The following is a 13,953-nucleotide window of genomic DNA, read 5'->3' on the forward strand; positions in this document are numbered from 1 at the left end:
GGTTTGGGGCCGCTTCGCAGCCCAGCGCGGGGCAAGCCCGCTCACTACAACGATGTGTAGATACTTATGCCAATCGCAGGCAAGCCAGCTCCCACATTTGAATGTATTCACCGATCAAAATGTGGGAGCTGGCTTGCCTGCGATGAGGTCAGTCCAAGCAATGATGATTTACACCCTGGCGCCTACTTCACGGCCACTGACCAACCGCTCCAGCGCCTCACCCAATCCGCTGGCTTTGTTACCAATCAAAAGGTGCCAAACGCCACTGTCCAACTGGCTCACACCTTGGCAACCCAGCGCGGTCAGATCCGCTTCAGACAACACCGAATCATCCCCCAACTCCACCCGCAACCGGGTCATCGCCACGGCTTCCAACTGCCGCACATTTGCACGGCCGCCCAAGGCGCTCAGCCATTTCTCGGCTTCCTGCACATTCACCGCCATCGGCTTATCCACAGGCGCAACGCTCACAGGTGCTGCCGCCACAAACGATGGCATGGCCAAGCGAATCTCATCGGCAATGCTGTCGGCCATCGGCCCGACCACCACCTGCAAACTCCCGCCATTGCCGGGCCGAACCACGGCCATGGCGCCGAGGGCTTTCAATTCTGCATCCACCGCTTTATTGCGATCGACCATGTCCAAGCGCAGACGAGTCGTACACGCACCCACGCTCAGCAAGTTCGCCGCGCCACCCAGCGCACGAATGTAGGCGCTGGCCCGCTGGTTATCGCTCATGGCTTCAGCCTGCACCACCTGGATGTCTTCACGTCCCGGTGTCTTCAGGTTGAAACGACGGATGCAGTAGTTGAACACGCTGTAGTAAATCACCGCGTAAGCCAGGCCTACCGGGAATACCAGCCAGCCATTGGTGGACTTGCCCCAGCCGAGCACCATGTCGATAAAACCACCGGAGAAGGTAAAGCCCAGGTGGATATTCAGCATGTTGGTGACTGCCATCGACAGGCCCGTCAGCACCGCATGGATCAAGTACAGGAACGGCGCGAGGAACATGAACGCGAATTCAATCGGCTCGGTCACGCCGGTCAAAAACGAAGTCAGCGCCATCGACAGGAAAATCCCGCCCATCACTTTACGGCGCTCAGGCAACGCATTGCGGTACATCGCCAGGCATGCAGCCGGCAGGCCGAACAGCATTACCGGGAACATGCCGGTCATGAACTGGCCGCCTTTCGGGTCGCCGGCGAAGTAGCGCGTCAGGTCGCCCGTGACGATCGCCCCGGTGACCGGGTCGGTGAAGCTGCCGAACACAAACCACGCCATGTTGTTGAGGATATGGTGCAAGCCGGTGACGATCAGCAGGCGGTTGAACACGCCAAACACGAACGCGCCGAAACTGCCGCTTTCCATCAGCAGCACGCCAAAGCTGTTGATGCCGTGCTGGATCGGCGGCCAGATCAGACCAAAAATCACCCCCAGCGCTACCGCCGAGAAGCCCGTGACAATCGGCACAAAGCGCCGCCCGCCAAAGAAGGCGAGGTACTCTGGCAGCTTGATGTCCTTGAAGCGGTTATACAGCCCGCCCGCCATCAGGCCGCTGGCGATACCGGCGAGCATGCCCATGTTGATGCTGGTGTCCATCACCTTGAGCGTGGAGACCATCACCAGGTAACCAATCGCGCCGGCCAGGCCTGCCGTGCCGTTATTGTCGCGGGCGAAACCCACGGCAATGCCGATAGCAAAGATCAGCGCCAGGTTGGCGAAGATCGCTTGGCCAGCGTCGTGCATCACGGCGATGTTCAAAAGATCGGTGTCGCCCAGGCGCAGCAGGAGGCCGGCGATCGGCAGGATCGCGATCGGCAGCATGAGTGCACGGCCCAGGCGTTGCAGGCCTTCGATGAAATGTTGGTACATGGCGAGTCTCCCTTTTCTTGTTGTTTTCAGCTCAGCGGCCAGTGGTGTTGACAGGCTTGGCGAACGGCCTTGGCGCTGCTCAGGTCGAGCAGGCCTTGGCTGAGTTGCCGGCATTGCGCCGCGTCCAGGTGACGGACGCGGTCCTTGATTTCTCCGATCTGCGGCGGGCTCACCGACAGCTCACTGACCCCAAGGCCCACCAGCACGGGTGTGGCCAGCGGGTCGGAGGCGAGGGCGCCACACACGCCCACCCAACGCCCATGTTTGGCAGCACCGGCGCAGGTCTGGGCGATCAGCCGCAGCAGCGCCGGGTGCAAGGCATCGACCCGCGCGGCGAGGCCGGCGTGGTCGCGGTCCATGGCCAGGGTGTACTGGGACAGGTCATTGGTGCCGATGGACAAAAAGTCTGCGTGCCTGGCCAACTGTTCGGCCATCAATGCGGCGGCGGGCACTTCGATCATCACGCCCAGTTCCGGGCGTTGCGTCAGCTCAAGCTCCACGCACAATTCATCCAGGCGCTGGCGGATCTGCAGCAGTTCATCCACCTCGCTGACCATCGGCAGCAAAATGCGGCAGCGCTCCAGCGGAGACACTTGCAGCAGCGCGCGCAGTTGCTGGTCGAGCACGTCCGGGCGCACTTGGGCCAGGCGAATGCCGCGCAGGCCCAGCACCGGGTTGGCCTCGACGGGCAGCGGCAAATAGTCGAGTTGCTTGTCGCCGCCGACGTCGATGGTGCGGATGATCACCGACTTGTCGCCCATGGCATCCAGCACGGCCTGGTAGGCGTGACGCTGTTCCTGTTCATCCGGCGCGGTGCGGCGGTCGACGAACAGAAATTCGGTGCGCAACAGGCCCACGCCGTCGGCGCCGTTTTCAAAGGCCAGTTGGGCCTCGCTGCTGGAGGCGACGTTGGCGGCCACTTCAATTGTGATGCCATCGGTGGTGCGCGCCGGTTGTTGGGCCTGTGACTGCTGCTGTTGGCGGCGCAATTTTTGTGCGCCGCGAATCTGGTGCACTTCGGCGTGGCGTGCCTCGCTGGGCATGAGTTCCAGGCGACCGTTGGCGGCGTCGAGCACCACGCGTTGGCCTTGGGGCACATCGAGCACCTCGGCACCCAGCGCGACGACGCAAGGCAGGCCTTTGCCACGGGCCAAAATGGCAACGTGGGAGGTTGCGCCGCCTTCGGCCATGCAGATGCCGACGGCCTGTTGTTCGCTCAGTTGCAGCAGGTCTGAAGGCGTCAGTTCGTGAGCGCTGACAATCGATCCGGCAGGCAACTCGAAATGCCAGGCTTCACCCAACAATGCGCGTAACACGCGTTGTTGCAAATCGCGCAGGTCATTGGAGCGCTCGGCAAACAGCGGGTTGCCCAGCGCCAAGAGCACGGCGCATTGCGCCTGGATCGAATCACGCCAGGCGTGAGTGGCGGCGCTGCCCTGTTCGATGGACGCGGTGGCGGCGTCCAGCAAGGCCGGGTCTTCCAGCAGGGCGAGGTGGGCCGCGAAGATGTCCTCTTCCTCGACATTCTTGCGCTGGCGGGCCTGATCCAGGGTGTTGCGGATTTCGCTGCGCACGTGCTCCAGGGCCACGTCCAGGTGTTGCAGTTGTTCATCGGCGATGTGGTTACGGCTGTCTTCCGGCAGCTCGATGCCGGTCAGGCGGAACAGCGGCCCGCACACCAGGCCGGGCGCGGCGCACACACCTTGCAGCACACCGGCTTCGGTATTCGCGCGGCGCGGCGTCACCGCGACAGGCGCGTGATGTTGTTCTTTAATGGCTGCCGACAAGGCGGCGATGACGGCCTGCAATGCTGCGCCGGCATCCTTGCCGCGACAGGTGACCCGCACCTCATCGCCTTCGCCGATCCCAAGCCCCATCAGGCCGATCAGGCTGTCACACGACGCCGACTTACCGCCGAAATGCAGATGCGCCTGGCTGCTGAAGCCTTGGGCCGTCTTGCGGATCAACGCGGCGGGGCGGGCATGCAGGCCGCCACGGTGAGTGATTTGCACGCTGGCGCGGACTTCAGTATCCGAGTTATCCACAGCCGCCTGAACGCCGGCCACCGAACGCGCCACAATCTGCAACAACGGTTCGCCGAGCTTGACGGTGTTTCCCGCCACCGGCCGCAGTTCAAAGTATTCGCCATTGGTCAGGATGATCAGGCTGATCAGGCTTTTGCACTGGCGCGCAATCCGGTCCAGGTCAAACTGCACCAGCGCCTGGCCCTTGCTCACCCGGGCGCCTTCCTTGACCAGCAAGGCGAACCCTTCGCCATTCAGCTCTACCGTGTCGATGCCCACGTGCATCAACACCTCGGCGCCGTTTTCGGCGCGAATCGTCAGTGCATGCCCGGTGCGGGCGACATGAATAATGACCCCGTCACACGGCGCGTGCAGGCAGTCGTTGAGCGGGTCGATAGCAATGCCCTCGCCCATGGCGCCGCTGGCGAACACTTCGTCGGGAACGTTGCCCAGGGTCAGCACCGGCCCGCTTAACGGGGCGCTGAGGGTCAGTTCATTATTGTTGTAGGACATGGGCACGGTACTCATCAGGAAAACACGGCAAACGACTCAGTGAGTGCGGGTAACTTTGCTCAGGTGGCGCGGCTGGTCCGGGTCCATGCCCCGCGCTTCAGCGAGGCCTGCGGCCATGACGTAAAAGCTCTGGATCGCGAGGGCCGGGTCCAGGCTGGGGTGCTCGGCGCGGCTCAGGGTCAGGTCGCGTTCGGCGATGTCGTCTGGCGCGGCCAGCAACACGCGGGCCCCGCGCTGGCGCATGTCGGCAGCCAGGCTCAACAAGCCGGCTTGCTCGGCGCCGCGTGGGGCAAACACCAGCAACGGGTAGTCTTCGTCGATCAAGGCCATCGGCCCGTGGCGCACTTCGGCGCTGCTGAAGGCTTCGGCCTGGATCGCCGAGGTTTCCTTGAGCTTGAGCGCGGCTTCCTGGGCGATGGCAAACCCGGCGCCACGGCCAATCACAATCAGGCGCTGGCTGTCGCGCAGGGCGTCGATGGCGGCGGTCCAGTCTTGTGTGGCGGCTTCACGCAAACCGTCGGGCAAGGCTTGGCAGGCTTGCAGCAACAGCAGGTCCTGGTTCCAGTGGCCGATCAACTGCGCGCTGGCGCTGAGGGTGGCGATAAAGCTTTTGGTCGCGGCGACGCTCTGTTCCGGCCCGGCGCACAGCGGCACGTGGAATTCACACGCGGCTTCCAGTGGCGAGTCTTCGGCATTCACCAGCGAAATGCTCAGGGCGCCGCGTTTACGCAACAGGCGCAGGCTGTTGACCAGGTCCGGGCTTTGCCCTGACTGAGAGAAACCAAACACCACCTGGCCGCTGACCTTCAGCGGTGCCTGCAACAAGGTCACCACTGACATCGGCAACGACGCCACCGGGATGCCCACGTGCTGCATGGCCAGGTAGGCGAAGTAACTGGCGGCGTGGTCCGAACTGCCACGGGCAATGGTCATGGCCACTTGCGGCGGCTGGCGGCGCAGGCGGCCTGCAACTTCCTCCAGCATCGGGGCCAGGCGTTGCAGTTGCGCCGCGACGGCGTCAGAGGAGGCCAGCGCCTCTTCAAGCATTTTTGAAGTCAATGGTTTCTCCTTCGACCATTACGTCGGTGAGGTGCAGGGAACGGTCAAGGCGTACGCAGTCGGCAAAGCTGCCGCGTTGCAGGCGTCCGCGTTCTTCGAGGCCCAGGTAGTCCGCAGGAAATTGCGACAAGCGTTGTGAGGCTTCGCTGATCGGCAGGCCGATTTTCACCAGGTTGCGCAGCGCCTGGTCCATGGTCAGGGTGCTGCCGGCCAGAGTGCCGTCGGCCAGGCGCACGCCGCCCAGGCATTTGGTCACGGTGTGGCTGCCCAGCTTGTATTCGCCGTCGGGCATGCCGGCGGCGGCGGTCGAATCGGTGACGCAATACAGGCAAGGGATCGCGCGCAGCGCCACGCGCATGGCGCCGGGGTGTACGTGGAGTAAATCCGGGATCAATTCAGCGTATTTGGCGTGGGCTAACGCGGCGCCGACAATGCCCGGCTCGCGGTGATGCAGCGGGCTCATGGCGTTGTACAAATGCGTGAAGCTGGTGGCGCCGGCGGCGAGGGCGGCGACGCCTTCTTCGTAGCTGCCCAGGGTGTGGCCGATCTGCATGCGCACGCCGCGCTCGCTGAGGGCGCGAATCAGCGCGTCATGGCCGGCGATTTCCGGCGCGATGGTAATCACGCGGATCGGCGCCAGGCGCAGGTAGGCTTCCACTTCGGCCATCAGCGCGGTGTGAGCGAAGTTGGGCTGGGCGCCGAGTTTTCCGGGATTGATGTAGGGCCCTTCCAAATGCACACCGAGAACGCGGGCGCTGCCTGTAGGGCGCTGCTCACAGAAAGCGCCGAGCTGGCCGAGCACGCTGGAAATCTCGTCCACTGGCGCAGTCATGGTGGTGGCCAGCAGCGAGGTGGTGCCAAAACGCACGTGGGTGCGGGTGATGGTCTCGAACGCGTTGGCGCCTTCCATGATGTCTTTGCCACCACCGCCGTGCACGTGCAGGTCGATGAAGCCCGGCAGCAGGTAGGGCAAATCATTGTCGGTCGGGTCGCACGGCGTGCCTTCGATGGCGGTCACTTTGCCGTGTTCGTGCACCAGGCGGCCGCGAATCCAGCCACTGGGCGTGAGGATGTTGTCTTCGGACATGGGCAGTTCTCTAAAGTCGCAGTTCAGCGGAGTAGTCATGGCGGCGCAGCTCTGCGACGAAGTCGTAGTAGTCGTTGCGGCAGTAGGTGTCGGTGATTTCGATCGGTGTGTTGTCGGCGGTGTAGCCGACCCGGGTCATCAGCAGCATGGCGGTCCCGGGGGCGATGCCCACCAGTTTGGCGAACTCATCCGAGGCGTTGATCGCCTGAATATGCTGCAGGGCGCGCACGATGGGCTTACCGATGCCTTCCAGGTATTCGTACAGCGAATTGCCGATGGCTTGCGGGTGCGGCAGCACCGAGGCGGGCATGGCGGTCATTTCAATCGCCATCACCGTGTCGTCGGCTTTGCGCAAACGCTTGAGGCGCGCCACTTTATCGGTGGGCGACAGGCACAGGCGGATCAACTCTTCGTGGGTCGGCGGGGTGATGTCGCGCTCCAGCCACTGAGAGGTCGGTACAAACCCCTTGAGGCGCAACATTTCACTGAAGCCTGACAGGCGTGACAGCGGTTGTTCCAGGCGCGGAGTGATAAACGTGCCCGAGCCTTGGCTTCGGCGGATCAAGCCTTGGGCAAACAGCACTTCCAGGGCTTTACGGGCCGTCACCCGCGAAATGCTCAGTTGCTCACTGAGGGCGCGTTCCGACGGCAAAGCCTGTTCGGATTTCCACTGGCCAGCATGAATGGCCGCTTCCAGGTTGCGGGCCAGTTGCAGGTACAGCGGCGTCGATTGTTTGTCGTCGGGGCGCAGCGTCAGGATGGGATTCATCTGTGAAGTTTCCGATGCGGTTATTGGAGTGTTGTCGCCCGGTAATGGCCGGAAATTAATACCACTTAAATACCATGTCAATGCTGCCAAAACGGTGCGGACCCCTGTTTATCGGCGCTTTAAGGGTGCGTGGTATCAAGTGGTATTAGAGAGGTCTTTATCGCGCGCAGAACGGCGCAGCCCGGCGCAGTGAACTGGTATTCACCGGCAGGCGCTGCCAGGGGCAGGAATTATTTTCAGATTATTTTACCAACGGTATGCGATTACGGCCGAATCTCGATCATGGTGCCGTCTTTGACCAGGTTCCAGACTTCGCGCATGTCGACGTTGCGCATGCCGATACAGCCGTCGGTCCAGTCCAGGGTGTGGAACCACTGCTCCGGGTATTCTTCGGTGTCGGGGGTGCCGTGGATCATGATCATACTGCCCGGCCTCACGCCTTCGCGGCGCGCGCGGGCGGAGTCGCTGATATTCGGGTAGGAGATGTGCATGGCCAGGTTGAAGCGGTCGCTGGTCTTGCGCCAGTCGATCCAGTAAAAGCCTTCCGGCGTACGGCGGTCACCCTCGATCAGCTTGGTGCCCTTGGGGTTTTTGCCGAGCGAGATGCGATAGGTCTTGAGCGGCTTGCCGTCGTTGATCAGCTGCAATTGGTGGGCGGACTTGAGTACGAGGATTTTTTCGACAGGTTTGCCGCCGATAATTTCGACCGTAGAGGCTGAAGAAAAGGTAGCGAACGACAGGCAGATCAAAGCGAGCAACAGACGCATTAAAACGGTTTCCCTAGTAAAGGAGGCTGCCTGAAGTGTTATTTGGCCGGCTGCGTCATCGGCGGCACCGATTCGCTGCGTACTGGAAACACTTGCTGACGACGGTCGGCAAAAAAGTATTCTAAGGTACGTCCGACGGTGCGGAAAGCCAGCTCGGACCAAGGGATGTCGGCTTCATCGAACAGCTTCACTTCGAGGCTTTCAGGGCCCGCGGCAAAGTCCAGGTCGACCAGTTCGGCGCGGTAGAAAATATGCACCTGGCTGATGTGCGGCACGTCGATCAGGGTGTAGATGCGCAGGTTGCGCACGCGTGCGCAGGCTTCCTCCATGGTTTCGCGCATGGCGGCCTGTTCCACGGTCTCGCCGTTCTCCATGAACCCGGCGGGCAGGGTCCAGTAACCCAGGCGCGGCTCGATGGCGCGGCGGCACAGCAGCACTTTATCGCCCCACACCGGCACCGTGCCGGCGACGATATTGGGGTTCTGATAGTGAATGGTCGAGCAGTGATCGCACACGTAGCGCAGGCGTGCGTCGCCTTCGGGTATGCGTTGGGTAACCGGTTTACCGCACTGGCTGCAGAAGTTCATGCTGGGGTTCCTGGAGAGTGGGCCTATCTTGGCGTGGCGGGCAGGGCCCTGCAAGTTGTCGTTTAGCGACATGCGCCGGGTTTTGGGGTTGGGCGCCCGCCAGCTTTGGTGCATGATGCAAGGTAGCCAACAGACCGAGATGACTCATGCTGGACGAGCTACTTCGCCGGGTAAGCAACCACACCCCCCACACGCTGGAAACCGACGGGCGTTTCCCCGAGGCTGCGGTGCTGGTGCCGATTACTCGCAGTGACGAACCCGAGCTGATCCTGACCCTGCGCGCCAGTGGCCTGTCGACCCACGGCGGCGAAGTGGCGTTTCCGGGCGGGCGCCGCGACCCCGAAGACCCGGACCTGATTTTCACCGCGCTGCGCGAAGCCGAAGAAGAAATCGGCCTGCCGCCCGGCCTCGTGGAAGTCATCGGCCCGTTGAGCCCGCTGATCTCCCTGCACGGCATTCGGGTCACGCCTTATGTCGGCGTTATCCCCGATTACGTCGAGTACCTGGCCAACGATGCCGAGATTGCCGCCGTTTTCAGCGTGCCCCTGGAGTTTTTCCGACAGGACCCGCGCGAACATACCCACAGAATCGATTACCAGGGACGCAGTTGGTACGTGCCCAGCTATCGGTTCGGCGACTATAAAATCTGGGGGCTGACAGCGATCATGATCGTCGAGTTGATCAACCTGCTCTATGACGACGCCAAGATCAGCCTGCACCAGCCGCCCAAGAGCTTCATCAATATCTAAGCCATCGTTTGAATGGCAACGCCGTGAGGAAAAACCATGAAATATCGCCTGGGCGACGCCCGCGTCGAGACGCACCCCAACAGTTGGGTGGCGCCGAATGCCACGCTGGTGGGCAAAGTCAAGCTGGAGGAGGGCGCCAATGTCTGGTTCAACGCGGTGTTGCGCGGCGACAACGAACTGATCCTGATCGGCAAGAACAGCAACGTGCAGGACGGCAGCGTGATGCACACCGACATGGGCTACCCGTTGACCTTGGGCACGGGCGTGACCATCGGCCACAACGCCATGCTGCACGGCTGCACCGTCGACGATTACAGCCTGATCGGCATCAACGCGGTGATCCTCAACGGCGCCAGGATCGGCAAGCATTGCATCATCGGCGCCAACGCGCTGATTGGCGAAGGCAAGGAAATCCCCGATGGTTCGCTGGTAATGGGCTCGCCGGGCAAGGTGGTGCGCGAGTTGACCGAGGCGCAAAAACGCATGCTCGAAGCCAGCGCCGCGCACTATGTGCATAACTCACAGCGTTATGCGCGTGACCTGGTTGAGCAGGAAGAATGAACCCGATTGAACGCCCCGTCGCCTCGCCCTGCGTGAGCATTTGCGCGCTGGATGACGCTGATGTGTGTACGGGCTGCCAGCGCACGGTGGCTGAGATCACGCGGTGGAGCCGCATGGACAATACCGAGCGCCGGGTGGTGCTGGGGTTGTGCCATGAGCGGGCGGTGGCGAGTGGGTTGGTGTTCATGGTTTCGGGGAAATCCGGCGGCTGATAGACCGCTTTCGCGAGCAAGCCCGCTCCCACCCTTGATTTGTGAATACGTTCAAATTTGGGAGCTGACTTGCCTGCGATGAGGCCCTCCCAGACGACATATTTCCAATTGTGAAGTACCCTGTGGCCCTTGTTCACAGGTCCATCCCCATGCTCTTCCTGATCGCCTACATCAGCAGCGTCGTGCTGATCAACTTCGCCTTTTCCACCGCCCCGCACCTGGATGTCATCTGGTCCGCCTGGGGTGGCCTGGTGTTTATCCTGCGCGACATGGTGCAAACCCGCTTCGGCCACGGTGCGATTATCGCCATGCTGGCGGCGCTGGTGCTGTCGTACGTGACGTCCGACCCGGCCATCGCCCTGGCCAGCGCCACGGCGTTTGCGGTGTCCGAATGCATCGACTGGCTGGTGTTCAGCATCACCAAGCGCCCGCTGCATGATCGCCTGTGGATAAGTTCGGCGCTGAGCATTCCCCTCGATACCTTTATCTTCTTCGGCCTGATCGGCGCGCTGACGCCGGCGGTGGCAGGCACCGCCCTGGTGTCGAAATTCGCCGGGGTTACGGTGGTGTGGCTGATCATGGCTTGGCGCTTGCGCAAACGAGCCGTCGCCAACTGAGGCCAATTTTTACAGTTCATGTAAAATGCCGGCCTTTCTCCCCATGATCCGCTCCCCTGAGGACCTGAGATGACCCGAATCGGAACTCCATTGTCGCCAACCGCGACCCGCGTTTTGCTGTGTGGCTGCGGTGAGCTGGGCAAGGAAGTGGTGATCGAACTACAACGCCTGGGCGTTGAAGTGATTGCCGTGGATCGCTACGCCAACGCGCCGGCCATGCAGGTGGCGCACCGTAGCCACGTGATCAACATGCTCGACGGCGCCGCCCTGCGTGCCGTGATCGAAGCCGAGAAGCCGCATTTCATCGTGCCGGAAATCGAAGCCATCGCCACCGCCACTCTGGTTGAACTGGAAGCCGAAGGCTTCACCGTGATCCCGACCGCGCGTGCCACCTCGCTGACCATGAACCGCGAAGGCATCCGTCGCCTGGCCGCCGAAGAGCTGGACCTGCCGACCTCGCCGTATCACTTCGCCGACACCTTCGAGGACTACAGCAAGGCCGTCACTGACCTGGGCTTCCCGTGTGTGGTCAAGCCAGTGATGAGTTCGTCGGGCAAGGGCCAGAGCCTGTTGCGCGGCACGGATGACGTGCAGAAAGCCTGGGATTACGCTCAGGAAGGCGGGCGTGCCGGTAAAGGCCGCGTGATCATCGAAGGCTTTATCGACTTCGACTACGAAATCACCTTGCTGACTGTGCGCCACATCGGCGGCACCACCTTCTGTGCGCCGGTCGGCCACCGTCAGGAGAAAGGTGACTACCAGGAATCCTGGCAGCCGCAAGCCATGAGCCCGATTGCCTTGGCGGAGTCTGAGCGTGTTGCCAAGGCGGTGACCGAAGCCCTGGGCGGCCGTGGCCTGTTTGGCGTCGAGCTGTTCATCAAGGGTGATCAGGTGTGGTTCAGCGAAGTGTCGCCACGCCCGCATGACACGGGGTTGGTGACATTGATTTCCCAGGACCTGTCGCAGTTTGCGTTGCACGCGCGCGCTATTCTGGGCCTGCCGATTCCGTTGATCCGTCAGTTCGGGCCTTCGGCCTCGGCGGTGATTCTGGTGGAAGGGCAGTCGACCCAGACCGCGTTCGCCAACCTCGGCGCTGCCTTGAGCGAGCCGGACACGGCGTTGCGTCTGTTTGGCAAACCGGAAGTGAATGGTCAGCGCCGGATGGGCGTGGCGTTGGCGCGGGATGAGTCGATTGAAGCGGCTCGGGCCAAGGCAACCCGTGCTTCGAAGGCTGTTGTTGTAGAGCTCTAAACCGCGTCGCGCCCTTCGCGAGCAAGCCCGCTCCCACATTCGACCGCATTGCCAGGTCTGGCACCGATCAACATGTGGGCGCGGGCTCGCTCGCGAAAGCGGTCTATCAGGCGACCTTGTTCAAATCGTTATCCCGCGTCTCTTTCAGGCACAGCACAGCAATCAAGCTGAGCAACGCTGCCGCCGACACATACCCGCCGACATAACTCAGCCCGCCCATTGCCACCAGTTTGGTCGCGAAGAACGGTGCGGCCGAAGCGCCGACAATCCCACCCAGGTTATAGGCCGCCGAAGCGCCGGTATAACGCACGCGGGTCGGGAACAGTTCCGGCAGCATTGCGCCCATCGGCGCAAAAGTAATGCCCATCAGGAACAGTTCCAGAGCCAGAAACAACGCGACGGCCCAGGTGGTTCCGTGGGTCAGTAACGGCTCCATGGTGAAGCCCGACAGGATGGCCAGGACCGCGCCGACGATCAGCACCGGTTTGCGCCCGTAACGGTCGCTGGCCAAGGCCGCCAATGGCGTGGCCAAGCCCATGAACAGCACGGCAAAGCACAGCAAACCAAGGAAGGTCTCGCGGCTGTAGCCCAGCGTTGATACGCCGTAGCTCAGCGAGAACGCGGTGGTGATATAGAACAGCGCATAGCACACCACCATCGACGCGGCGCCCAGCAGTACTGGCAGCCAGTGCTGGCTGAACAGCTCCACCAACGGCACTTTGACCGGCGCTTCCTTGGCCACGGCGTTGGCGAATACCGGGGTTTCATGCAGCTTCAACCGTGCATACAGGCCGACCATCACCAGCGCGGCGCTGAGGATGAACGGGATGCGCCAGCCCCAGCTGCGGAACTGCTCGTCGTTGAGGCTCATGGCCAGGATCAGAAACAGGCCGTTGGCCGCCAGAAAGCCAATCGAGGGGCCCAATTGCGGGAACATGCCGAACCAGGCGCGCTTGCCTTTAGGGGCGTTTTCAGTCGCCAGCAAGGCCGCGCCACCCCATTCCCCGCCAAGGCCCAGGCCCTGGCCGAAACGCAGCACGCACAGCAGGATCGGCGCCGAGGCCCCGATGCTGTCATAACCCGGCAACAAACCGATCAGCGTGGTGCACACGCCCATCAGCAGCAACGAGGCCACCAGCGTGGATTTACGCCCGATGCGGTCGCCAAAGTGGCCGAACAGCGCTGAGCCCAGTGGACGGGCGATAAAGGCGATGCCGAAGGTCAGGAACGACGCCAGCATCTGCGCGGTGCCGGAGGTCTGCGGGAAGAATACCGGGCCGATCACCAGGGCCGCGGCGGTGGCATAGATATAGAAGTCGTAGAACTCGATGGCGGTGCCGACGATGCTTGCGGTCGCGACCCGTGCGGTCGAGTTGAGCGGGGCGGCGGGCGCGGCCTCGTTATAGGTGGTGCTCATTGAGGTATCCCTGACGGTCATTGCGCGTTTGGTCGCGGATTATTATTGGTCGAACACCCAAGGATCAGGGGTGTAAGCGGGGCGGCTCGGGATGAGAGCAAACACCGGTCAGACGGTAACGCGGTGCCGGGACGCGCTGAGTGCGGGTAGCACGCGGTCGGGCGGGGCTCGGGTAAGCCGTGCCGATTATAGGAAGGGGTTGGCGGATCCAACAAGGGGTTGGGGGGTGCTATTTGGTTGGTGCTGAGGGGGCGCGGGGTGGGGTGGGGATATATCCGTTATTTGGGTGATGGCCTCTATGGGTTTCGCTCTTACAGCGACTCGCTTTTGGTGGAGCGCAAAAGTAAGCAAAACGCTCTTGCCCCTCCACTCGGTGCCTCGCTGTGGCTCGGCATGCCCGCACGCAGGCTTGAATCCGTGGGCCGCCGCCACGCGCCATCCATGGCGCGGGGCGGCTAACCCGGC

At 62.4% G+C, this 13,953-nt stretch carries 13 protein-coding genes; 5 read left to right on the plus strand and 8 right to left on the minus strand.

Annotated elements, in window-relative coordinates:
* Positions 1 to 168: 168 nt before the first annotated feature.
* The 7 genes from nagE to WBB95_RS04150 form a co-directional block, all read right to left on the minus strand.
* Positions 169 to 1,875: an N-acetylglucosamine-specific PTS transporter subunit IIBC gene (gene nagE / locus WBB95_RS04120; protein ID WP_424486427.1), complete on the minus strand. Its 1,707-nt coding sequence runs from the start codon at positions 1,873 to 1,875 to the stop codon at positions 169 to 171.
* A gap of 26 nt (positions 1,876 to 1,901) precedes the next feature.
* Complete coding sequence (ptsP, locus tag WBB95_RS04125) at positions 1,902 to 4,412, minus strand: phosphoenolpyruvate--protein phosphotransferase (RefSeq protein WP_424486428.1); 2,511 nt, start codon at positions 4,410 to 4,412, stop codon at positions 1,902 to 1,904.
* 36 nt (positions 4,413 to 4,448) lie between these two features.
* A complete protein-coding gene (locus tag WBB95_RS04130) occupies positions 4,449 to 5,459 on the minus strand; it encodes an SIS domain-containing protein (protein WP_424486437.1) in 1,011 nt (336 codons plus the stop codon).
* Positions 5,452 to 6,558 (minus strand): N-acetylglucosamine-6-phosphate deacetylase, encoded by a 1,107-nt coding sequence (gene nagA / locus WBB95_RS04135; protein ID WP_424486429.1) that lies wholly within the window; start codon positions 6,556 to 6,558, stop codon positions 5,452 to 5,454. The genes WBB95_RS04130 and nagA overlap by 8 nt, the downstream gene beginning before the upstream one ends.
* A gap of 10 nt (positions 6,559 to 6,568) precedes the next feature.
* Entirely contained in the window at positions 6,569 to 7,327 is a 759-nt protein-coding gene (locus WBB95_RS04140; RefSeq protein WP_043046851.1) for a GntR family transcriptional regulator, read from the minus strand.
* A gap of 263 nt (positions 7,328 to 7,590) precedes the next feature.
* Positions 7,591 to 8,094, minus strand: a complete 504-nt coding sequence (locus WBB95_RS04145; protein WP_424486430.1) for a L,D-transpeptidase family protein — start codon at positions 8,092 to 8,094, stop codon at positions 7,591 to 7,593.
* A gap of 38 nt (positions 8,095 to 8,132) precedes the next feature.
* Positions 8,133 to 8,681 (minus strand): NUDIX hydrolase, encoded by a 549-nt coding sequence (locus WBB95_RS04150; RefSeq protein WP_424486431.1) that lies wholly within the window; start codon positions 8,679 to 8,681, stop codon positions 8,133 to 8,135.
* Positions 8,682 to 8,827: 146 nt separating this feature from the next.
* Here WBB95_RS04150 and WBB95_RS04155 point away from each other — a divergent pair, with 146 nt between their 5' ends.
* From WBB95_RS04155 to purT, 5 genes are all read left to right on the plus strand, one after another.
* A complete protein-coding gene (locus WBB95_RS04155; protein WP_424486432.1) occupies positions 8,828 to 9,430 on the plus strand; it encodes a CoA pyrophosphatase in 603 nt (200 codons plus the stop codon).
* 36 nt (positions 9,431 to 9,466) lie between these two features.
* The gene (locus WBB95_RS04160) at positions 9,467 to 9,991 is read left to right on the plus strand and encodes a gamma carbonic anhydrase family protein (RefSeq protein ID WP_424486433.1); all 525 of its coding nucleotides are present in this window, start codon (positions 9,467 to 9,469) and stop codon (positions 9,989 to 9,991) included.
* Complete coding sequence (locus WBB95_RS04165; protein WP_424486434.1) at positions 9,988 to 10,203, plus strand: DUF1289 domain-containing protein; 216 nt, start codon at positions 9,988 to 9,990, stop codon at positions 10,201 to 10,203. The genes WBB95_RS04160 and WBB95_RS04165 overlap by 4 nt, the downstream gene beginning before the upstream one ends.
* A 149-nt stretch (positions 10,204 to 10,352) precedes the next feature.
* Complete coding sequence (locus WBB95_RS04170) at positions 10,353 to 10,820, plus strand: VUT family protein (protein WP_016971941.1); 468 nt, start codon at positions 10,353 to 10,355, stop codon at positions 10,818 to 10,820.
* 69 nt (positions 10,821 to 10,889) lie between these two features.
* Positions 10,890 to 12,071: a formate-dependent phosphoribosylglycinamide formyltransferase gene (purT, locus tag WBB95_RS04175; protein WP_424486435.1), complete on the plus strand. Its 1,182-nt coding sequence runs from the start codon at positions 10,890 to 10,892 to the stop codon at positions 12,069 to 12,071.
* A 106-nt stretch (positions 12,072 to 12,177) separates the two neighbouring features.
* Here the strand turns inward: purT and WBB95_RS04180 are convergent, their stop codons facing one another.
* Positions 12,178 to 13,488: an MFS transporter gene (locus tag WBB95_RS04180; protein ID WP_424486436.1), complete on the minus strand. Its 1,311-nt coding sequence runs from the start codon at positions 13,486 to 13,488 to the stop codon at positions 12,178 to 12,180.
* Between the last annotated feature and the right edge of the window lie 465 nt (positions 13,489 to 13,953).

The sequence above is a fragment of the Pseudomonas sp. genome, assembly GCF_049645325.1.
Lineage (GTDB): Bacteria > Pseudomonadota > Gammaproteobacteria > Pseudomonadales > Pseudomonadaceae > Aquipseudomonas.